Source organism: Actinacidiphila guanduensis (assembly GCF_900103985.1).
Taxonomy (GTDB): Bacteria; Actinomycetota; Actinomycetes; order Streptomycetales; family Streptomycetaceae; genus Actinacidiphila; species Actinacidiphila guanduensis.
In genome coordinates this window covers 249,949-269,426 of record NZ_FNIE01000009.1, presented here as the reverse complement: position 1 = coordinate 269,426, position 19,478 = coordinate 249,949, and the positions used below count along the sequence as shown (strand labels likewise).

Annotated in this window: 21 protein-coding genes; 6 read left to right on the top strand and 15 right to left on the bottom strand. The window is 75.0% G+C overall.

Going from position 1 to position 19,478, the window contains the following annotated elements; all coding sequences use genetic code 11:
• The first annotated feature begins 4 nt into the window (after positions 1 to 4).
• Positions 5 to 796 (top strand): SDR family NAD(P)-dependent oxidoreductase, encoded by a 792-nt coding sequence (locus tag BLR33_RS21280; RefSeq protein WP_093786141.1) that lies wholly within the window; start codon positions 5 to 7, stop codon positions 794 to 796.
• A 134-nt stretch (positions 797 to 930) separates the two neighbouring features.
• On the opposite strand, the gene groL is transcribed toward BLR33_RS21280, so the two are convergent.
• Both groL and groES read right to left on the bottom strand, forming a co-directional pair.
• Positions 931 to 2,556, bottom strand: coding sequence for a chaperonin GroEL (gene groL / locus BLR33_RS21275; protein WP_093786140.1), 1,626 nt, complete (start codon positions 2,554 to 2,556; stop codon positions 931 to 933).
• A 130-nt stretch (positions 2,557 to 2,686) separates the two neighbouring features.
• On the bottom strand, positions 2,687 to 2,995 hold the full coding sequence (gene groES / locus BLR33_RS21270; RefSeq protein ID WP_093740451.1) for a co-chaperone GroES: 309 nt from the start codon (positions 2,993 to 2,995) through the stop codon (positions 2,687 to 2,689).
• 297 nt (positions 2,996 to 3,292) lie between these two features.
• Here groES and BLR33_RS21265 point away from each other — a divergent pair, with 297 nt between their 5' ends.
• Positions 3,293 to 4,459, top strand: coding sequence for a class I SAM-dependent methyltransferase (locus BLR33_RS21265; RefSeq protein WP_093786260.1), 1,167 nt, complete (start codon positions 3,293 to 3,295; stop codon positions 4,457 to 4,459).
• 7 nt (positions 4,460 to 4,466) lie between these two features.
• Here BLR33_RS21265 and BLR33_RS21260 read toward each other — a convergent pair whose 3' ends face one another.
• From BLR33_RS21260 to tsaB, 4 genes are read right to left on the bottom strand one after another with little or no spacing between them, the layout of a single operon-like run.
• Positions 4,467 to 4,727 (bottom strand): hypothetical protein, encoded by a 261-nt coding sequence (locus BLR33_RS21260; RefSeq protein WP_093786139.1) that lies wholly within the window; start codon positions 4,725 to 4,727, stop codon positions 4,467 to 4,469.
• Positions 4,724 to 5,896, bottom strand: coding sequence for a tRNA (adenosine(37)-N6)-threonylcarbamoyltransferase complex transferase subunit TsaD (tsaD, locus tag BLR33_RS21255; RefSeq protein WP_093786138.1), 1,173 nt, complete (start codon positions 5,894 to 5,896; stop codon positions 4,724 to 4,726). Before tsaD ends, BLR33_RS21260 begins: the two co-directional genes overlap by 4 nt.
• The gene (rimI, locus tag BLR33_RS21250; protein ID WP_093786259.1) at positions 5,889 to 6,374 is read right to left on the bottom strand and encodes a ribosomal protein S18-alanine N-acetyltransferase; all 486 of its coding nucleotides are present in this window, start codon (positions 6,372 to 6,374) and stop codon (positions 5,889 to 5,891) included. The genes tsaD and rimI overlap by 8 nt, the downstream gene beginning before the upstream one ends.
• A 29-nt stretch (positions 6,375 to 6,403) precedes the next feature.
• Entirely contained in the window at positions 6,404 to 7,069 is a 666-nt protein-coding gene (gene tsaB / locus BLR33_RS21245; RefSeq protein WP_093786137.1) for a tRNA (adenosine(37)-N6)-threonylcarbamoyltransferase complex dimerization subunit type 1 TsaB, read from the bottom strand.
• A gap of 250 nt (positions 7,070 to 7,319) precedes the next feature.
• On the opposite strand from tsaB, the gene BLR33_RS21240 reads away from it, so the two are divergent.
• Complete coding sequence (locus BLR33_RS21240; protein WP_093786136.1) at positions 7,320 to 7,847, top strand: L,D-transpeptidase; 528 nt, start codon at positions 7,320 to 7,322, stop codon at positions 7,845 to 7,847.
• Positions 7,848 to 7,926: 79 nt separating this feature from the next.
• Here BLR33_RS21240 and BLR33_RS35295 read toward each other — a convergent pair whose 3' ends face one another.
• From BLR33_RS35295 to BLR33_RS21220, 5 genes are all read right to left on the bottom strand, one after another.
• Entirely contained in the window at positions 7,927 to 8,085 is a 159-nt protein-coding gene (locus BLR33_RS35295) for a hypothetical protein (protein WP_176930363.1), read from the bottom strand.
• Positions 8,086 to 8,278: 193 nt separating this feature from the next.
• Positions 8,279 to 8,866 carry a tRNA (adenosine(37)-N6)-threonylcarbamoyltransferase complex ATPase subunit type 1 TsaE gene (gene tsaE, locus BLR33_RS21235; protein WP_093786135.1) on the bottom strand — a complete coding sequence of 196 codons (588 nt, stop codon included), beginning with the start codon at positions 8,864 to 8,866 and terminating at the stop codon, positions 8,279 to 8,281.
• A gap of 11 nt (positions 8,867 to 8,877) precedes the next feature.
• Positions 8,878 to 10,086 carry an alpha/beta fold hydrolase gene (locus BLR33_RS21230; RefSeq protein WP_093786134.1) on the bottom strand — a complete coding sequence of 403 codons (1,209 nt, stop codon included), beginning with the start codon at positions 10,084 to 10,086 and terminating at the stop codon, positions 8,878 to 8,880.
• A gap of 9 nt (positions 10,087 to 10,095) precedes the next feature.
• Positions 10,096 to 11,250 carry an alanine racemase gene (gene alr / locus BLR33_RS21225; protein ID WP_093786133.1) on the bottom strand — a complete coding sequence of 385 codons (1,155 nt, stop codon included), beginning with the start codon at positions 11,248 to 11,250 and terminating at the stop codon, positions 10,096 to 10,098.
• A 415-nt stretch (positions 11,251 to 11,665) separates the two neighbouring features.
• Entirely contained in the window at positions 11,666 to 13,114 is a 1,449-nt protein-coding gene (locus tag BLR33_RS21220; RefSeq protein ID WP_093786132.1) for an NAD(P)H-hydrate dehydratase, read from the bottom strand.
• A 181-nt stretch (positions 13,115 to 13,295) separates the two neighbouring features.
• Between BLR33_RS21220 and BLR33_RS21215 the strand changes: the two genes are divergently transcribed.
• A complete protein-coding gene (locus BLR33_RS21215) occupies positions 13,296 to 13,478 on the top strand; it encodes a type II toxin-antitoxin system Phd/YefM family antitoxin (RefSeq protein WP_245771550.1) in 183 nt (60 codons plus the stop codon).
• Between the two features lie 12 nt (positions 13,479 to 13,490).
• Here BLR33_RS21215 and BLR33_RS21210 read toward each other — a convergent pair whose 3' ends face one another.
• Entirely contained in the window at positions 13,491 to 13,859 is a 369-nt protein-coding gene (locus tag BLR33_RS21210) for a holo-ACP synthase (protein ID WP_093786131.1), read from the bottom strand.
• 117 nt (positions 13,860 to 13,976) lie between these two features.
• On the opposite strand from BLR33_RS21210, the gene coaA reads away from it, so the two are divergent.
• Positions 13,977 to 14,978 (top strand): type I pantothenate kinase, encoded by a 1,002-nt coding sequence (coaA, locus tag BLR33_RS21205; protein WP_407639705.1) that lies wholly within the window; start codon positions 13,977 to 13,979, stop codon positions 14,976 to 14,978.
• A gap of 43 nt (positions 14,979 to 15,021) precedes the next feature.
• Here the strand turns inward: coaA and glmM are convergent, their stop codons facing one another.
• The 3 genes from glmM to rplM form a co-directional block, all read right to left on the bottom strand.
• On the bottom strand, positions 15,022 to 16,380 hold the full coding sequence (gene glmM / locus BLR33_RS21200; RefSeq protein WP_093786129.1) for a phosphoglucosamine mutase: 1,359 nt from the start codon (positions 16,378 to 16,380) through the stop codon (positions 15,022 to 15,024).
• Positions 16,381 to 16,565: 185 nt separating this feature from the next.
• Positions 16,566 to 17,084 carry a 30S ribosomal protein S9 gene (rpsI, locus tag BLR33_RS21195; RefSeq protein WP_093786128.1) on the bottom strand — a complete coding sequence of 173 codons (519 nt, stop codon included), beginning with the start codon at positions 17,082 to 17,084 and terminating at the stop codon, positions 16,566 to 16,568.
• A gap of 39 nt (positions 17,085 to 17,123) precedes the next feature.
• Positions 17,124 to 17,567: a 50S ribosomal protein L13 gene (gene rplM, locus BLR33_RS21190; RefSeq protein ID WP_093786127.1), complete on the bottom strand. Its 444-nt coding sequence runs from the start codon at positions 17,565 to 17,567 to the stop codon at positions 17,124 to 17,126.
• Between the two features lie 771 nt (positions 17,568 to 18,338).
• Here rplM and BLR33_RS21185 point away from each other — a divergent pair.
• Positions 18,339 to 19,472 carry an XdhC family protein gene (locus BLR33_RS21185; RefSeq protein ID WP_093786126.1) on the top strand — a complete coding sequence of 378 codons (1,134 nt, stop codon included), beginning with the start codon at positions 18,339 to 18,341 and terminating at the stop codon, positions 19,470 to 19,472.
• Positions 19,473 to 19,478: the final 6 nt, after the last annotated feature.

Below are 19,478 nucleotides of genomic sequence, written 5' to 3'. Positions count from 1 at the left end.
CGCCATGACGACGACTTCTCTGGTGACAGGGGCCACCGCCGGGCTCGGGGCGGCTTTCGCCAGGCGGCTGGCCGCCGACGGGCACGCCCTGGTGCTGGTCGCCCGGACCGCGGGGCGGCTGGAAGGGCTCGCCGCCGACCTGCGCGGGCGGCACGGCGTCGAGGTCGAGGTGCTCCCCGCCGACCTGGCCACGGACGACGGGATCGAGGCGGTCGAGGAGCGGCTGCGCGACCCGCTGCGACCGGTGGACGTCCTGGTCAACAACGCGGGCTTCGGCAACCGCGGCGTCTTCCTGGACGTGCCGGTCGAGGACGAGCTGCGCATGCTGCGGCTGCACTGCGAGGCGGTGCTGCGGCTGACCACCGCGGCGGTGGAGGGGATGCGCGAGCGGCGGCGCGGCTTCGTCGTCAACGTCGCCTCCGTCGCGGCCTTCATGCCGCGCGGCACCTACGCGGCGAGCAAGGCGTGGGTGGTGCGCTTCACCGAGGGGCTGGCGCAGGAGCTGCGCGGCACCGGCGTGCGCTTCCTCGCCCTGTGCCCGGGTTTCGTGCGCACCGAGTTCCACGCCCGCGCCGGGATGGACGCCTCGCGGCTGCCCTCGGTCGCCTGGCTCGACCCCGACGAGGTCGTCTCCGCCGCCCTGCGCGACCTCGCCCGCGGCCGTACGGTCAGCGTGCCCTCCGCGCGCTACAAGGCGGTCGTCTCGCTCGCCCGCCACGTGCCGCCCGGCCTGTTCGGCGCCGTCTCCACCCGCACCGGACGCCGCTACGACCCGCGCCGCCGCTCCACCCGCTGACCGCAGGCGACACAAGACGAACGCAGACGAGCACAGCCGACACGGCCGGCACAGCAAGGGCTCGGCCCGGCACCCCCGAAAGGGAGCGCCGGGCCGAGCCCTTGCTGCGAACGGGCGAAGCCGCCAGTGGGACCTCAGTGGGAGTGGCCGTGGCCGCCCGCGGCGGCGGGCTCCGGCTCCTCCTCCTTCTTCTCCACGACGAGCGTCTCGGTGGTGAGCAGCAGCGACGCGATCGAGGCCGCGTTCTCCAGCGCGGAGCGGGTGACCTTGACCGGGTCGATGACGCCGGCCTTCACCAGGTCGCCGTACTCGCCGGTGGCCGCGTTGAAGCCGTGGCCCTTGTCCAGCTCGGCCACCTTGGAGGTGATGACGTAGCCCTCCAGGCCCGCGTTCTCGGCGATCCAGCGCAGCGGCTCGACCGCGGCGCGGCGGACGACCGCGACACCGGTGGCCTCGTCGCCCTCCTTGCCGAGGTTGTCGGCGAGGACCTTGACCGCGTGCACGAGCGCGGAGCCACCGCCGGAGACGATGCCCTCCTCCACGGCCGCGCGGGTCGCGGAGATCGCGTCCTCCAGGCGGTGCTTCTTCTCCTTCAGCTCGACCTCGGTGGCCGCGCCGACCTTGATGACGCACACGCCGCCGGCCAGCTTCGCGAGGCGCTCCTGCAGCTTCTCGCGGTCCCAGTCGGAGTCGGTGGTGGCGATCTCGGCCTTGATCTGGCCGACCCGGCCCTCGATCTCGGCCTTGTCGCCGGCGCCGTCGACGATGGTGGTGTCGTCCTTGGTGACCGTGACCCGGCGGGCGGTGCCCAGCAGGTCCAGGCCGGCCTGGTCGAGCTTGAGGCCGACCTCCTCGGCGATGACGGTCGCGCCGGTCAGCGTGGCGATGTCGCCCAGCATGGCCTTGCGGCGGTCGCCGAACCCGGGGGCCTTGACCGCGACCGCGTTGAAGGTGCCGCGGATCTTGTTGACCACGAGGGTGGACAGCGCCTCGCCCTCGACGTCCTCCGCGATGACCAGCAGCGGCTTGGAGGAGTTGGCCTGGATGATCTTCTCCAGCAGCGGCAGCAGGTCCTGGATGGAGGAGATCTTGCCCTGGTGGATCAGGATGTACGGGTCGTCGAGGACGGCCTCCATACGCTCCTGGTCGGTGACGAAGTACGGCGACAGGTAGCCCTTGTCGAAGGCCATGCCCTCGGTGAAGTCCAGCTCCAGGCCGAAGGTGTTGGACTCCTCGACGGTGATCACACCGTCCTTGCCGACCTTGTCCATCGCCTCGGCGATCAGCTCGCCGACCTGCTTGTCCTGGGCGGACAGCGCGGCCACGGCGGCGATGTCCTCCTTGCCGTCGATGGCGCGGGCGGTGGCCAGCAGCTCCTCGGAGACCGCCTTGACGGCCGCGTCGATGCCCTTCTTCAGGGCGGCGGGGGAGGCACCGGCGGCGACGTTGCGCAGGCCCTCGCGGACCAGCGCCTGGGCCAGCACGGTCGCGGTGGTGGTGCCGTCACCCGCGATGTCGTTGGTCTTGGTCGCCACCTCCTTGACGAGCTGGGCGCCCAGGTTCTCGTACGGGTCCTCGATCTCGACCTCGCGCGCGATGGTCACGCCGTCGTTGGTGATGGTCGGGGCGCCGAACTTCTTGTCGATGACGACATTGCGGCCCTTGGGGCCGATGGTCACCTTCACGGTGTCGGCGAGCTTGTTGACGCCGCGCTCCAGGGCGCGACGGGCGTCCTCGTCGAACTTAAGAATCTTGGCCATGCGTGCGAACTACCTCGTCTACTCGTATCTCGTCGTCAAGGACGGCCAACGAAGCCGCCCCGGGTCCCGGCCGGACAACGGCGCGGAGGGTCCGGGGCGGGATCACGGCTCTGGGCGCCGGAGGCTGTTGCTACTTCTCGACGATCGCGAGGACGTCGCGGGCCGAGAGGACGAGGTACTCCTCGCCGTTGTACTTCACCTCGGTGCCGCCGTACTTGCTGTAGAGCACGACGTCGCCCACGGAGACGTCGAGCGGCAGCCGGTTGCCGTCCTCGAAGCGACCCGGGCCCACGGCCAGGACGACGCCCTCCTGGGGCTTCTCCTTGGCGGTGTCCGGGATGACCAGGCCCGAGGCCGTGGTCTGCTCGGCGTCGAGCGGCTGGACCACGATGCGGTCCTCGAGCGGCTTGATGGCAACCTTGGTGCTGGCGGTCGTCACGATCCGACCTCCCCCTTCAAAGGGCTCACGGGAGTGTCTGTCTGGGTCGGCGACCTGGTAGGCCCGTCGTCGCGGGTGCCGGACCTGCCCGTCGCTGAGTGTCTGGCACTCAGCGCAGCCGAGTGCCAGGACCGAGACTAGGACGCGCTTAGCACTCGGTCAAGCGGAGTGCCAACGCGTCGCCCCACCGACGGACACTCCCGGCCTGCCGCGCGGCCGGACCGCCCCCTGCCGCCGGGGCCGGGGCGGGCCGGGACCGGCGGCACGGCGGGGGAGAATGGCGCGGTGGTGGACGAGATGGGGTTCGCGGCGCTGCTCGGGCCCGCGGGACAGGCGCTGCTGGACGAGTTGCGCGACGTGGCGCCCGAGGACGAACTGGCCGCGGCCACGCGGCTGCGCAAGCGCTACGAGCCGGCGCTGGTGTCCGCGGCCCTCGGCCAGGCGCAGTTGCGGCAGCGGGCGGCGGCGAAGTTCGGTGCGGACGCGCGGCGGATGTACTTCACCCCGAACGGCGTGGAGCAGGCCACCCGCGCCCCTGTGGCGGCCCACCGGGCAGCCCGCTTCCGCGCCCTGGGCGCCACGAGGGCCGCCGACCTGTGCTGCGGCATCGGCGGCGACGCCATCGCGCTGGCCCGCGCGGGCATCGCCGTGCTGGCCGTCGACCGCGACCCCGTCACCTGCGCGGTGGCCCGCGCGAACGCCGACGCGCTCGGCCTGGCCGGCCGCATCGAGGTGCGCTTGGCGGACGTGATGGGCGTCGACCCCGGACGCGAGGGCTGCGACGCGCTGTTCGCCGACCCCGCCCGCCGCACCGGCAGGGGCCGCACCTTCGACCCCGAGGCGTACTCGCCGCCGCTGTCGTGGGCGCTCGACGCCGCCGCGAGGATGCCGCTCGCCGCAGTGAAGGTCGCCCCCGGCATCCCGCACGAGGCGGTGCCCGCGTCCATGGAGGCCGAGTGGGTCTCGGACCGCGGCGACGTGAAGGAGGCGGCCCTGTGGCACGGCACCGCGCCCGGCGTGCGGCGGGCCACCCTGCTGCCCTCCGGTGCCGCGCTGACCGGCCGCGGCCTGCCCGACCCGCGGGTGCGGCCGGTGGGGCGCTACCTGTACGAGCCGGACGGCGCCGTCATCCGCGCGCACCTGGTCGCCGAGGTGGCCGACGAGGTCGGCGGCGGGCTGATCGACGCGACGATCGCGTACGTCACCTCCGACGAGCTGCGCCCGACGCCGCACGCGACCGCGTACGAGATCGGCGATGTGCTGCCGTTCCACCTCAAGCGGCTCAAGGCGCTGCTGCGCGAGCGCGGGGTGGGGCGGCTGACCGTCAAGAAGCGCGGCTCGGCGGTGGAGCCGGAGGAGGTGCGGCGCCGGGTGCGCCCCGAGGGGCCGAACGAGGCGACGGTGTTCGTCACCCGCGTGGCCGGGGCGCCCTTCATGCTGATCGGGGCGCCCGCCGCCACGTGACGGGCCGTCAGGGCTTGACGGACACCGAGACGAACCGCCAGCGGTGGACCTGACGGCGCACCAGGTCGCCCGGCGGGTCGGGCAGTTCGGGCAGCTTGGCGCCGTAGGGGGCGTCCCACCAGCTGAGCACCAGCACCCGGTCGCCGGGCGCGGTCAGGTACTCCACGCGCTCGGGCGAGCCGTCCAGGTGCTGCTCCCTGGCCCACTCCAGCAACTGGTCGCCGCTGCCGTCCGCGGCGGCGGCCTCCCACATCAGCGTGACGGTCATCCGTAGAGGTTTTCCTTGCTCAGCTCGTGCACGTGGTCGTGCGCGTGCGCCTTGTGGTGGGTCTCGTCGTGGGCCGGGCCGTGCGGGTGCTCCCGGTCCTGATCCCGGCCGGCGTCCCGGTCGGCCCGGCCCGGCATGGAGACCTGGGTGACCGGCAGCGAGGAGTCGGCCGGCAGGTCGAGGTCGGAGGCGGCGCGGCCGCGGGCGACCATCTCCGCGCCGAGCGCGGCCACCATGGCGCCGTTGTCCGTGCACAGCCCCGGCCGCGGCACCCGCAGCCGGATGCCCGCGTCCTCGCAGCGCCGCTGGGCCATCGCCCGCAGCCGGGAGTTGGCGGCGACACCGCCGCCGATCATCAGGTGGTCCACGCCGTGGTCCTTGCAGGCGCGCACCGCCTTGCGGGTGAGCACGTCGGCGACGGCCTCCTGGAAGGAGGCGGCCACGTCGGCGACCGGCACCTCCAGGCCCTCCTTGCGGCGGCCCTCCACCCAGCGGGCGACCGCCGTCTTCAGGCCGGAGAAGGAGAAGTCGTAGAGCGGGTCGCGGCCGCCGGTCAGGCCGCGCGGGAAGGCGATGGCCGCCGGGTCGCCCTCGCGGGCGTGCCGGTCGATGGCGGGCCCGCCCGGGAAGCCGAGGCCGAGCACCCGCGCCACCTTGTCGAACGCCTCGCCGGCCGCGTCGTCGATGGTGGCGCCGAGCGGCCGCACGTCGCCGGTGATGTCGGGCGCGAGCAGCAGCGAAGAGTGGCCGCCGGAGACCAGCAGGGCCATCGTCGGCTCGGGCAGGGCGCCGTGTTCGAGCTGATCGACGCAGATGTGCGAGGCCAGGTGGTTGACGCCGTAGAGCGGCTTCCCGAGCGCGTAGGCGTACGCCTTGGCGGCCGAGACGCCGACCAGCAGCGCGCCGGCCAGGCCGGGGCCGGCGGTGACGGCGATGCCGTCGAGGTCGCTCGCCTGGACGCCCGCGGTCCGCAGGGCGCGGCGGATGGTGGGGACCATCGCCTCCAGGTGGGCGCGGCTGGCGACTTCGGGCACCACGCCGCCGTAGCGGGCGTGCTCGTCCACGCTGGAGGCGACCGCGTCGGCGAGCAGGGTGCGGCCGCGGACGATGCCGACGCCGGTCTCGTCGCAGGAGGTCTCGATGCCCAGGACCAGGGGTTCGTCAGCCATCGGTGCTCTCCTCCACGGGGTTCAGGGCGGGGTCGGCGAGCCGCATCACGAGGGCGTCGACGTTGCCCGGCTGGTAGTAGCCCCGGCGCAGGCCGATGGGCGTGAAGCCGAAACGGCGGTAGAGCCGCTGGGCGCGCTCGTTGTCCACCCGGACCTCCAGCAGCACCTCGCGGCACTCGGCGGCGGTGGCGGCCCGCAGCAGCGCGGTGAGCAGCCGGGAGCCGAGGCCGGTGCCCCACTGGTCGCGGGCGGTGGCAATGGTCTGCACGTCGCCGGTGCCGGCCACCGCGGCGAGGCCGGCGTAGCCGACGATCCGGCCGCCGGCGGCGGCCGGGGTGCGCGCGACCAGGTAGGTGCGGGTCCCGGCCGGGTGCCTGGTGTCGGCGAGTTCGGACCAGAACATGCCGCGCGACCAGGCGTCCTCGGGGAACAGCTCGTGCTCCAGGGCCGTCACGTCGTCCAGATCCCACCAGCGCATGTCCTGCAGGGTGATGCCGTCCGCACCGCTCACTTCGGCAGTACCGCCTTGTAGCCGGCGGGCACCTGGGCGTCCGGGCGGCGCAGGTACATCGGCCGCACCGGTTCGAAGGGCTCGCCCGCCGCGAGGCGGTGGGCGGCGAGGGCGGCCAGGGCGCCGGCCGACTGGTGGGCGGGGTCGGCGCGGTGGTCGGCGAACACCTCGGGGTAGAGCGCGGCACCGGCGCCGACGGCGGGCAGGCCGCCCACGACGCCGGCGATGTCCGCGGGACGGTCCACGGCCGGCTCGCCGACGCGCCGGCGCGGGCCGTCGTAGCGAGCCCAGTAGACCTCTTTGCGGCGGGCGTCGGTGGCGACCGCGAACGGCCCGTCGAGACCCGCCTCGCCGGCCGCCCAGGCGAGCCCGTCCAGGGTGCAGACGCCGTGCACGGGCACGTCGAGGGCGTCGCCGAAGGACACGGCGGTCACCAGCCCGACCCGCAGCCCGGTGTACGGGCCGGGGCCGGTGCCGACGACGATCCCCGTCACATCGCCCAGCGCCCGCCCGGCGGTCGTGAGCACCCGGTCGACGGCGGGCACGAGCAGTTCGCCGTGCCGGCGGGCGTCCACCACGGTGGATTCGGCGAGCACCCGCTCCCCGTCGTGCAGGGCCGCGGTCACGGCGGGCGTGGCGGTGTCGAAGGCAAGCAGCAGCACGCCCCCAGCCTACGGCGCGCCCCCGGCGCACCACGGCGCCGGGCGCCTCCCCTGCTACCGTCGAATACGGCAAAACGGATAAAAGGTGCCAAATGACGGCGGGTGCCCGCACACAACGGGGGCGGGCACCCGCCGCCACGGACCGCCGCACGGGCCCCCGCGCGGGCCACCGGACACCACCGGAGCAGACGGGCCGGGCGGGACGGACGGCGTACGACGGCCGCGCGGGACGGCGAGGACGGGAGCCGGGGTGCAGATCAGGTCGGGGATTCTGGTGGGCGGGGTGCTCGGGATGGCGCTCGGGACGGTGGGGCTGCTCACGGCACAGGCGTCGGACGCCCCGCTGCGGCCGCGCCACGGAGCAGCGCACCGGGCCGCGGCGGCGGACGGGGTGGACACTGCGGATGCAAGGGCGCTGCCCGCGGCCTCGGGCAGCGGCGAGCGCGTCGTCTACAGCCTCGGCCGGCAGCGGGTGTGGCTGGTGGATGAGCGGAACCGGGTCCGGCGGACCTACCCCGTGGTCGGCGGCGAGGTCGCTCCCGCGGTGGGCACCCACCGGGTGTTCGCCCGCGAGGGCGCCGCGCGGGCCGACGCCGGCTACCGCGTCACCGACCTGGTCCTGTTCGCCTCGACCGGCGGCGCCAACGTCGGCTTCTGCACCCCGGTCGATCAGCCCGCGCCCCACCGCCTCGGCCCCGCGATCAGCGAGCCCGCCAAGGACGCGGACGCCCTGTGGCAGCAGGCGGCAATCGGCACCCTGGTGGACGTCGTGCGCTGAAGGCGCCCGCAGGCGGGCGCGGCTTCGCACCGGCTGCCGTACATCACCCGGACGGATGACACCCCATGGGGCGCGGCCGCTACTCCCCCGCCTCCTCCGGCTCGCTCTCCTCGGAGTGCTGCGGCGGCGGTGGCGGGGTGGAGACCGTGCGGGCGGCCGCGCACGCGGCCAGGACGGCACGGGCCGTGGGGGCCGCGGTCGGCTCCGGCCCGCGGTCCTGCGGGTCGTGGGCGGTCATGCGCGCCTCCCCGTCACGAGAAGTTAGGTGACCCTAAGCGGTTGCCCGTACCCAGCAGACCACGCCCGCCCACCCCTTCGCAACATTTTCCCGACATCGTGTCGGCACCGTGCCCGCGAGGAGTCCCCTCACAGGCGGCGGAAAGGCCGCGGAAAGACCACGGAAAGGTGCGGGACAGGCGGTGCGAAGGCGCTCAGCGGGCCAGCGGCGCCAGGTCCTGCCCGAGCCAGCGCGGCCCGATCCCGATCACGGTGACCTCGCGCACGTCGTCCTCACCGGCGGAGCCGAAGGCGTCGGCGCCCTCCTCGCCGGACTTGCGCCGCTGCTCCTCGCCCAGGGTGCGGCCGATCACCACCTGCAACCGGGCGTCGGACAGGTCCTCGACCTTGCCCTCGCCCCACTCGACCACCACCACGGACTCCGGCAGGGAGACGTCGAGGTCGAGGTCCTCCATCTCGTCCAGGCCGCCGCCGAGCCGGTAGGCGTCCACGTGCACCAGCGCGGGCCCGTCGGTGAGCGAGGGGTGCACCCGGGCGATCACGAAGGTCGGCGAGGTGACGGCCCCGCGGACGCCCAGCGCCTCGCCGAGGCCGCGGGTCAGCGTCGTCTTGCCCGCGCCCAGCTCGCCGGTGAGCAGGACCAGGTCGCCGGGGACGAGCAGCGCGGCCAGCCGGCGGCCCAGCTCGCGCATGTCCTCGGCGGTGCGGACGGTGACGCGGACGGACGGGGTGCCCTCGGCGGTGCCGGCGGCCGCGCCGTGGGGGTCGTGCGGTGTGCCCATGGGGGCGAATGCTACTGGTCGGAGGTGGCCGCGAGGTCGCGCAGCCGCTGCGGTACGGGGGCGCGCACTCCGTCGGCGGCCCTGGTGACGAGCGCGGCCAGGGCCGCGTTGACCGTTCCGGGCGCCTCGAAGAGCACCAGGTGGCCCGCGCCCGGCACCAGCACCAGCTCGGCGCCGGGCAGCCGCTCGGCGATCTCGGTGCTGTGCGCGCCCGGGGTGAGCAGGTCCTTGTCGCCGGCCAGGACGAGCGCGGGCAGCCCGTCGAAGACCGCGAGCGCGTCGCCCTTCTCGTGCTCGGTGAACGCCGGGTAGAACTCGGCGACCACGTCGATCGGCGTGGCCTCGATCAGCCGCTCGGCGAAGCGGACGACGGCCGGGTCGACGTCGTCGGAGCCGAAGCTGTAGCGCTTGATGACGCCCGCGAACAGCTCGGCGGTGGCCCGGCGGCCGCGCTCGACCAGCTCGGCCTGCCGGCCCATCACCCGCAGCAGCCCGGGCGCCAGCGCGCGGAAGGCGCGGGCGCCGGCCGCGGGCAGGCCGAGCGTCACCGCGGCGAGCTTGCCGGCCGAGGTGGAGATCAGTGCGACACCGGCCACGCGCTCGCGGACGTAGTCGGGGAACTGGTCGGCGAAGGCCATCACCGTCATGCCGCCCATGGAGTGGCCGACCAGCACCACGGGTCCCTCGGGCACGGCCGCGTCCAGCACGGCCTTCAGGTCGCGGCCGAGCTGGTCGATGGTGGCGGGCCCGCCGGCCGCCTGGTCCCGGCCGCGGCCGCTGCGGCCGTGGCTGCGCTGGTCCCAGTAGACCGCCCGCACCGCGCCGCGCAGCACCGCGCGCTGGAAGTGCCAGGAGTCCTGGTTGAGGCAGTAGCCGTGGCTGAGGACGACCGTCGCCCGCGGCGGGGGCGGCGGGGTGTGCCGGGAGCGCAGCCAGCCGCGTTTGCCGGCCCGCCCGGGCGGCTGCGGGGCCGGCGCCTCCTCGGCGGCCTCGTCGACCTCGTAGTACAGCTCGGTGCCGTCCTCGGCGAGCACGGTGCCGGGGGTGCCGCGCAGGCTGCCGTACGGGCCCGCGGCGTCCAGCGCGAGCAGCGCCTTGCGGCGCACCGAGCGGCCCACGGTGGCCCGTTCGATCGCCAGCCCCGCGGCCGCGCCCGCCGCCACGACGCCGATCGCCGCACCCACCAGGCCGGCCCGCTCCCACTTCACGCCCTCGCCCATCCGGCCGCTCTACCGTGCCCCTGTGTAGACCCGCGGCACCCGGGGGCCCACACGGGTGACGATCTCGTACGCGATCGTGCCGCAGGCGCGGGCCCAGTCCTCGGCGGTGGGCTCGCCCGCGTCGCCGGGGCCGAACAGCACGGCCTCGTCGCCGGGGTCGGCGGCGTCGCCGCCGAGGTCCACCACGAACTGGTCCATCGCCACCCGTCCCGCCACCGTCCGCCACTTGCCGGCCACCAGCACCGGACCCGCGCCGGACGCGTGCCGCGGCACACCGTCTGCGTACCCAACGGGCACCAGCGCAAGCGTGGTGGGGCCCGGCGTCACGTAGTGGTGGCCGTAGGAGACGCCGTGGTTGCCCGGGACGCGCTTGACCGAGGCGAGCCGCGCGGCCAGCGTCATCACCGGCCGCAGCCCGAACTCCTCGGGCCCGGCCAGCTGCGGCACCGGCGAGATCCCGTACATCGCCACACCGGGACGGACCAGGTCGAAGTGGGACTCGGGGAGGGTCAGCGTGCCGGGCGAGTTGGCGATGTGCCGCACCTCGGGGTCGAGGCCCGCGTCGGCGGCCTGGGCCAGGGCGGTGCGGAAGACGCCCAGCTCGCGGTCGATCGAGGGGTGGCCGGGCTCGTCGGCGCAGGAGAAGTGGGCCCACACGCCGGTGACGCGGATCGCCCCGGCCCGCTCGGCGGCCCGGGCGGCACGGGTCAGCTCGGGCCAGTCGGCGGGCTGGGCGCCGTTGCGGCCCAGGCCGGCGTCGATCTTCAGCTGCACCTTGGCGGTGCGGCCGCAGGCGCGGGCGGCGGCCACCACCTCCTCCAGCGCCCAGCGCGCGCTGACGGTGACGTCGATGTCCGCCTCCACGCAGGCCCGCCAGGGGCCGCCCGGCGTCCACAGCCAGCACAGCACCCGGCCGCCGAGGCCGGCGGCCCGCAGCGCCAGCGCCTCCTCGGGCGTGGCGACCCCGAGCCAGTCGGCCCCGGCCTCCCGCGCCGCCCGCGCGCAGGGCACCATCCCGTGCCCGTAGCCGTCCGCCTTCACCACGGCCATGAAGGCGGCGCCGGGCGCCTTGGCCCGCAGCGCGCCGACGTTCGCCCGCAGCGCGTCCAGGTCGATACGGGCGTGGGCGCGGTTGTCCATGTCGTTCCTCGGGGCGTCGTTCATCCAGGGTTCATCCAGGTCAGTGTCTCAGGCGCGGCGCCGCGGGAGGGTACGGCGGATCGTGAGGCGGGTCCGACGGGGTGGGCGGGGTGGGCCCGGCCTGCGGCGGGACAGCGATGGGAAGACGTTGGGACGGCGGTCGGACGGCAGTCGGACGGCAGTCGGACGGCGGTCCGGCTGTGGTCCGGCTGCGGACCGGCTGCGGACCGGCTGCGGACCGGACAGCCGCTGCACCGCCGCCCGGGCCGGTGACCGAGCCGGCATCGAGTCCGCCACCGGGCTGCCGCCGGGCCTCGGCAACGCCGCCGCCGGCTCCCGCCCGGCACCCGCACCGAGCCGTGGAACCGCCGTGCGGCGCGGCCCTGTTGACTCCTTGTCGGCTCCGTGTCAGCTCCGGGCCGGCTCCTTGGTGATTCCCTCACGCCCCGCCCGAGACGTTCTGCCATGCCGCCGGGAGAGCCGCCGCCAGGTCCGGGGCCGTCAGGGGCGGGGTGCTCAGGCGGGCGGCGATGCCGTGGAGGTAGGCGGCGGTGGAGCCCGCGTCCCTCGCCGGCAGACCCGCGGCCAGGAGGGAACCTGCCAGGCCGGAGAGGACATCGCCGCTGCCCGCGGTGGCGAGCCAGGACGTGCCCGTGGGGTTCGCCCGGACCGGGACGGCCGGGTCAGGGTCGGCGACCAGGGTGGTGGAGCCCTTGAGCAGCACGGTGGCGCCGAAGCGCGCGGCCAGCTCGCGCACCGCCCGCAGCCGCCCGGCCTCCACGTCCTCGCGGCTCCAGCCGAGCAGCGCGGCGGCCTCGCCCGCGTGCGGGGTGAGCAGGGTGGGCGCCTCGCGGCGGCGGACGGCCTCGGGGCTGAGCAGGCGCAGCCCGTCGGCGTCGACCAGCGCGGGCACCGGCGCCTGGAGCACCTCCTCCACGGCGGTACGGGCCCGCGCGTCGTCGCCGAGGCCGGGACCGACGACCCACGCCTGCACCCGGCCGGCGCCGCGCGGGGAGCCGTCGGAGACCAGCGTCTCGGGGTGCTGGGCGAGGACGGCGGTGCCACCGGGCCCGACGTAGCGCACGGCGCCCGCGCCACCGCGTACCGCCGAGGACACCGCGAGGACGGCGGCGCCCGGGTAGCGCTCGGAGCCGGCCACGACCCCCACCACGCCCCGGCGGTACTTGTCGCTCTCGCCGGTGGGGCGCGGCAGCAGGGCGGCGACGTCGGCGTGCTGGAGCGCTTCCAACTCGGGCGGCCCGAGTTCGGCGGGGTCCAGGCCGATCTCCACCAGCCGCAGGGCGCCGGCGTGTTCGGCGGCGGGGTCGACGAGGAGGCCGGGCTTGTAGGTGCCGAAGGTGACGGTGGCGTCCGCCCGTACGGCCGCGCCCTGCACCTCGCCGGTGTCGGCGTCCACCCCGCTGGGCAGGTCGACGGCGACGACCGCGGCCCGCGCCTCGTGCGCGGCCTCGGCCAGCGGCTCGGCTTCCGGGCGCAGGCCGCCCTTGCCGCCGATGCCGGTGATGCCGTCGAGGACGAGGTCCGCGCGGGCGATCGCGGCGGGCCCGCCCTCGGCGCCGGTCACGCGGCCGCCCGCCGCGCGGAAGGCGGCCAGGCCCTCGGCGTGCGCCCGCTCGGGCGACAGCAGGACGGCGGTGCCGGAGGCGCCGCGGCGCAGCAGGCGGGCCGCGGCGAACAGGGCGTCGCCGCCGTTCGCGCCGGAGCCCGCGAGCACCACGACCCGCGCCCCGTACACCCGTCCGAGCAGGTCGGCCCCGACGGCGGCGAGCCCGGCGGCGGCCCGCTGCATCAGCGCCCCCTCGGCAACCCGCGCCATGAGCGCCCCTTCAGCCCGCCGTACCGCCGCCACACTGTGCCCGTACCGCATACTCCGCCCTCCAGTCGACGCCGCACTCTGCCCCGCGGTCCCCGTCTCTCCTGCTCCCGCAAGGAGCTTTGCCACCGCCCGCTGCGTGGCAGAGTGGCTTCCTGCCGACCAGGAGGTGCTTGTGCGTGAGGACCATGACGTACTCCGAGTTTCGCGCGCGGAACGCCGAGGTGCCCGCCCGGTGACCGAGGACCCGGAGGAGACCGCCGTCATCCGCGAGGGCGCCGGGCCCGTCGTCGCGGTCCCACTCGCCGACGACGAGTCGCTCGACGAGACCGCTCACCTGCTGCGCAGCCCCGCGAACGCACGGCGGCTGCTCGCCTCGATCGACCGGCTCGAGGGCCGGGCCCCGGGCGAGGGGTGAGTCCGGCCCGGGTCAGCCCTCGGCGATGACCACGGCGGAGGCGATGCCGGCGTCGTGGGAGAGGGAGACGTGCCAGCTCGTCACGCCCAGAGCCGCGGCTCGGGCGGCCACGGTGCCCTGGACGGTGAGGTGGGGGCGGCCCGAGGGGTCGGTGGTGACCTCGGCGTCGAGCCATTTGAGGCCCGAAGGGGCGCCCAGCGACTTCGCCAGGGCCTCCTTCGCGGCGAACCGCGCGGCCAGTGAGGCCGAGCCGCGGGGGGCGCCCGAGGCGAGCCGCAACTCGCCGGCGGTGAAGAGGCGTTCGGCCATGCCCGGGGTACGGGCCAGCGCCGCCTCGAACCGCTCGATCTCGGCCACGTCGATACCGACCCCGATGATCACACCGCCCCCGCTCGCCGCACCCGCGCACCCGCCATGCCGGAAAGCTTAGGGCGCCGCCACGCGGGGGCGCCGCCGGCGGACCGGGGCGACCCTGGACGTTGGGGGGACAATGGGGCCGTGCCGACCACCACCGCCCCGCCCGCCGCCAGCCCCTATCTGGACCTGACCCGCGAGCAGTGGAGCGCCCTGCGCAAGCACACCCCGCTCACCCTCACCGCGGAGGACGTCGAGCGGCTGCGCGGCCTGGGCGACGTGGTGGACCTGACCGAGGTCGTGGACGTCTACCTGCCGCTGGCCCGCCTGCTCAACCTCTACATAGCGGCCCACTCGGGCCTGCGCGGCGCCCTGAACACCTTCCTGGGCGCGGCCCCCGGCGGCGCGGGCGCCCAGCCCGGCACCCCGTTCGTAATCGGCGTGGCGGGCAGCGTCGCCGTCGGCAAGTCCACCACCGCCCGCCTGCTGCAGGCCCTGCTCGCGCTTCCGCAGGGCCCGCAGGAGACCGGGGCGCCCGGGAGCGGGCGCCGGGTCGAACTCGTCACCACCGACGGATTCCTGCTGCCCAACGCCGAGTTGGAGCGGCGCGGCCTGATGTCCCGCAAGGGCTTCCCCGAGTCCTACGACCGCCGCGCCCTGACCCGCTTCGTCGCCGACGTGAAGTCCGGCCGCCCCGAGGTGAGCGCGCCGGTCTACTCCCACCTGGTCTACGACATCGTGCCCGGGGAGCGGCTGACGGTGCGCCGCCCGGACGTGCTGATCGTGGAGGGCCTCAACGTGCTGCAGCCCGCGCTGCCCGGCACCGACGGCCGCACCGGCCTCGCGCTGTCCGACCTGTTCGACTTCAGCGTCTACGTGGACGCCCGCACGCAGGACATCGAACAGTGGTACCTCGGCCGGTTCCGCAAGCTGCGCGAGACCGCGTTCCTCGACCCGCACTCCTACTTCCGCCGCTACACGCAGGTGCCCGAGGAGGAGGCGCTGGCCTACGCCCGCACCATCTGGCGGACGGTCAACCTGCCCAATCTGGAGCAGAACGTGCTGCCCACCCGCAGCCGGGCCGCCCTGGTGCTGCGCAAGGGGCCGGACCACACGGTCCGGCGGCTGTGGCTGCGCAAGCTGTGAGCGGCCCGGGGCGCGGGCCGGGCCACGAACGAAGGACAGGTGCTCAGCCCAGCGTCGCCTTGACGACGTCGGCGAGCCGGCCGGCGACCGCGCGGGCGTGGTCGATGTCGGCGGCCTCGACCATCACGCGCACCAGCGGCTCGGTGCCCGAGGGCCGCAGCAGCACCCGCCCGGTGGCGCCGAGTTCGGTCTCGGCCTCGGTGACGGCGGCGGCCAGCTCCGGCACGGCCGCGACCCGGCTCTTGTCGACGTCCGGCACGTTGACCAGCACCTGGGGCAGCCGGTCCATGACGGCGGCGAGTTCGGCCAGCGACCGGCCGGTGGCCGCGACACGGGCGGCCAGCAGCAGCCCGGTGAGGGTGCCGTCGCCGGTGGTGGCGTGGTCGAGCACGATGACGTGCCCGGACTGCTCGCCGCCGAGCGCGTACCCGTGCTCCTTCATCGCCTCCAGGATGTAGCGGTCGCCGACCGCGGTCTGCACGAAGGTGATCCCCTCGCGCTCCATGGCGAGTTTGAAGCCGAGGTTGGACATCACGGTGCCGACCACGGTGTTCTTGCGCAGCGCGCCCTGCTCGCGCAGCGCGAGCGCCAGCACGGCGAGGATCTGGTCGCCGTCCACCTCGTTGCCGGCGGCGTCCACGGCCAGGCAGCGGTCGGCGTCGCCGTCGTGCGCGATGCCGAGGTCGGCGCCGTGCTCGACCACGGCGGCCCGCAGCAGCTCCAGATGGGTGGAGCCGCAGCCGTCGTTGATGTTGAGGCCGTCGGGACGGGCGCCGATGGTGACCACCTCGGCGCCGGCTCTTGAGAACGCCTCGGGCGAGACCCGCGAGGCCGCGCCGTGTGCCTCGTCCAGCACGATCTTCAGGCCGTCCAGCCGGTTGGGCAGCACGGCGACGAGGTGGGCGACGTAGGTGTCGAAGCCCTCGTCGTAGTCGCGGACCCGGCCGACGCCGGCGCCGGTGGGGCGGTTCCACGGGGCGCCGGTGCGATGTTCCTCGTAGACGGCCTCGATCCGGTCCTCCAGCTCGTCGTCGAGCTTGTGGCCGCCGCGGGCCAGGAACTTCACGCCGTTGTCGGGCATGGCGTTGTGGCTCGCCGACAGCATCACCCCGAGGTCGGCGCCCAGCGCGCCGGTGAGATACGCCACCGCCGGGGTGGGCAGCACACCGACCCGCAGGACGTCCACGCCCGCGCTGGCGAGGCCCGCCACGACGGCCGCCTCCAGGAACTCGCCGGAGGCGCGCGGATCGCGGCCCACCACGGCCACCGGGCGGTGCCCGGCGAAGCTGCCGGCCTCGGCCAGCACATGCGCGGCGGCCACGGACAGGCCGAGCGCGAGTTCGGCGGTCAGGTCCGCGTTGGCGATGCCCCGCACCCCGTCGGTGCCGAAGAGTCGTCCCACTGTGTTCCCTCCGATGCGTTGCGGCGGCTCGAGCGCGTCCTGCAAGCCCGACAAGCACACGTACACACGTATACGCCCCCAGCTCATCATGCGAACGCCCCGGAAGCACCGAGGTGCCTCCGGGGCGTTGCCGCACGTTGCGGCGGGCAGGCGCGGGCGCCGCCCGGCCGGGGGCGGCCGACGGGTCAGCGCTTGCTGAACTGCGGCGCCTTGCGGGCCTTCTTCAGACCGGCCTTCTTCCGCTCGACCGCGCGGTCGTCGCGGGTCAGGAAGCCGGCCTTCTTCAGCGGGCCGCGGTTGTTGTCGACGTCCGCCTCGTTGAGCGCGCGGGCGACGCCCAGGCGCAGCGCACCGGCCTGGCCGGAGATGCCGCCGCCGGAGATGCGGGCCACGACGTCGTAACGGCCGTCGAGCTCCAGCACCTTGAACGGCTCGTTGACCTCCTGCTGGTGCACCTTGTTGGGGAAGTAGCCCTCCAGGGTGCGGCCGTTGATCTTCCACTTGCCGCTGCCGGGGATGATCCGGACGCGGGCGATGGAGCGCTTGCGGCGGCCGGTGCCGGCGGCCGGCTGCGGGTCGCCGAACCGCGAGGCGAGCGACTCGGAGGTGTACTCGCCCTCGACGGCCTCCGACTCGAAGGTCGTGATCTCGTCGTAGGTCTCTTCGCCCTCGGCGAGCGGGGTCTCGGGGGTGGTCTCAGCCACGATGTTCCTCGGTTCTCTCTGTCAGGGGGGTGGCCGGGACTACTGCGCGACCTGGGTGATCTCGAACGGCACCGGCTGCTGCGAGGCGTGCGGGTGCTGGTCGCCCGAGTAGACCTTCAGCTTGGTCAGCATCTGGCGGCCCAGGGAGTTCTTCGGGAGCATGCCCTTGACGGCCTTCTCGACGGCCTTCTCCGGGCTCTTGGCGAGCAGCTCGTCGTAGCGCACCGAGCGCAGGCCGCCCGGGTAGCCGGAGTGGCGGTAGGCCATCTTCTGGGTCTTCTTGTTCCCGGACAGGTGCACCTTGTCGGCGTTGATGATGATGACGAAGTCACCGGTGTCGACGTGGGGCGCGTAGATGGGCTTGTGCTTGCCCCGCAGGAGGGTCGCGGCCTGGGAGGCAAGGCGGCCCAGGACGACGTCCTGCGCGTCGATGACATGCCACTGGCGCTGGACGTCGCCGGGCTTGGGGCTGTACGTACGCACGGTCGTGAGCCTTCGCTATCTTCGGTGAATTGGTCCTGACAAGGCCACCCGGACGATCACGACAGCCGTGGCCGTACCCGGGGACGCAACCCGTGTACCTGCCGCTGGTCATCGGCCCGGTGGACCGGCGTAAGGGCCTCTCACGTGAGATAGAGCAAGCCAATACGCATAACAGCATCGCAGGATACCCGTGGCCGCCCTGGCGGGTCAAAACGCCGCCCTGGGACGGCGGGCGGCACGGGGCCGGCGCAGCCGGGGCGACGCGGGACCGGGCCGGGACCTTGCGCGCGGCCGGCGGCGGTCACGGGGTGCGGGTCATCGCGCCCGGGCCATGGTCCCCGCACGCACCGGGCGGGGGGACCCGCATCCGGTGAGCGGGCCCCGACCGCGCGCAGCTCTTGGAACATCCTCGCCCATGGCGTGCTCGGTCGCGGTTCGTCCCGGGGCGGCGGCGGGCTCGGACGTGGGCCCGGAACCGTTCCGCGACGGTGCCCCGGCCCGCCCGGGACAGGCCATGGCGTGCCGGGCCGCAGCTCGCGTAGCGTGTGTCTGCGCCCACCGGTGGACACCAGCCGGCACCGGGCGGGCGCGCAGCGGCACGAAAGCGACACGGAAGCGGCAGAACACTGGCACGACGCCGGCCCGGCAACGGCAGCCGGCGGAACCGCGGGCGGACCGGCGCGGCCGTGGAAGCAGGGGGCTCCGGTCCCCGCGGCCGGCAGGCCGCGGGCCGCCCGGCGGGCCCGGGGCAGCTCGCGGAGGGAGTGGGCGTTGCGGGACATCGCCGAGGGCATCGCCGAATGGCAGGCGGCCGGGGCGCGGTTCGCCGTCGCCACGGTGGTGCGCACCTGGAAGTCCGCGCCGCGTCAGCCCGGGGCCTCGATGGCCGTCCGGGAGGACGGCGACGTGATCGGCAGCGTCTCCGGCGGCTGCGTCGAGGGCGCGGTCTACGAGCTGGCCCGCGAGGTGATCGAGAGCGGGCAGGCGCAGGTGGTCACCTACGGGGTCAGCGACGACGACGCCTTCGACGTGGGCCTGACCTGCGGCGGGACCATAGAACTGCTGGTCCGCCCGGCCGGCGGCGGCCACTTCCCGCAGCTGCCCGGACTGCTCTCGGCGCTCACCGGGAAGCGGCCGGCCGCGCTGGCCTCGCTGCTGGACGAGCACGCCGGGCAGGGCGACCGGCCCGGCTCCGCCGGCAGCACCCCGCCCGAACGCGACCTGGTGATCCACGCCGACGGCACCGCGGGCTCGCTGGGCGACCCCGGGCTGGACGCGGCGATCACCGAGCGGGCCAGGGGCCTGCTCGCCCAAGGCGCCAGCGAGGTGGTCCGGGTGGGCCGTGCGGGCGAGGAGCGCCGGGACGACCTCGCCGTCTTCGTGCAGTCCTTCGCGCCGCCGCCGCGGCTGCTGGTCTTCGGGGCGATCGACTTCGCCGGGGCCGTGGCCAGGATCGGCACCTTCCTCGGCTACCACGTCACGGTCTGCGACGCCCGGCCGGTCTTCGCCACCCGCAAGCGGTTCCCCGAGGTGGACGAGCTGGTCGTGGAGTGGCCGCACCGCTTCCTGGACCGGGTCGATGTGGACGACAGCACGGTGATCTGCGTGCTCACCCACGACCCCAAGTTCGACATCCCGCTGCTGGAGCGGGCGTTGCGCTCCCCCGCCCGCTACATCGGCGCCATGGGCAGCCGCCGCACGCACGAGGACCGGCTGCACCGGCTGCGCGAAGCAGGCGTGCCCGAGTCCGCGCTCGCCCGCCTCGCCTCCCCCATCGGCCTCGACCTGGGTGCCCGCACCCCGGAGGAGACGGCGGTGGCGATCATGGCGGAGGTCATCTCGCTGCGCTGGGGCGGTTCGGGCCGCCGCCTCATCGACACGACGCCCCTGCCGATCCACCGCTAGAAGCCG

Coding starts and splice junctions, on each gene's coding strand:
- BLR33_RS21280 (WP_093786141.1), top strand. CDS start 5: ATGACGACGACTTCTCTGGTGACAGGGGCCACCGCCGGGCTCGGGGCG.
- groL (WP_093786140.1), bottom strand. CDS start 2,556: ATGGCCAAGATTCTTAAGTTCGACGAGGACGCCCGTCGCGCCCTGGAG.
- BLR33_RS21265 (WP_093786260.1), top strand. CDS start 3,293: ATGGGGTTCGCGGCGCTGCTCGGGCCCGCGGGACAGGCGCTGCTGGAC.
- BLR33_RS21260 (WP_093786139.1), bottom strand. CDS start 4,727: ATGACCGTCACGCTGATGTGGGAGGCCGCCGCCGCGGACGGCAGCGGC.
- tsaD (WP_093786138.1), bottom strand. CDS start 5,896: ATGGCTGACGAACCCCTGGTCCTGGGCATCGAGACCTCCTGCGACGAG.
- rimI (WP_093786259.1), bottom strand. CDS start 6,374: ATGCGCTGGTGGGATCTGGACGACGTGACGGCCCTGGAGCACGAGCTG.
- BLR33_RS35295 (WP_176930363.1), bottom strand. CDS start 8,085: ATGACCGCCCACGACCCGCAGGACCGCGGGCCGGAGCCGACCGCGGCC.
- tsaE (WP_093786135.1), bottom strand. CDS start 8,866: ATGGGCACACCGCACGACCCCCACGGCGCGGCCGCCGGCACCGCCGAG.
- BLR33_RS21230 (WP_093786134.1), bottom strand. CDS start 10,086: ATGGGCGAGGGCGTGAAGTGGGAGCGGGCCGGCCTGGTGGGTGCGGCG.
- alr (WP_093786133.1), bottom strand. CDS start 11,250: ATGAACGACGCCCCGAGGAACGACATGGACAACCGCGCCCACGCCCGT.
- BLR33_RS21220 (WP_093786132.1), bottom strand. CDS start 13,114: ATGCGGTACGGGCACAGTGTGGCGGCGGTACGGCGGGCTGAAGGGGCG.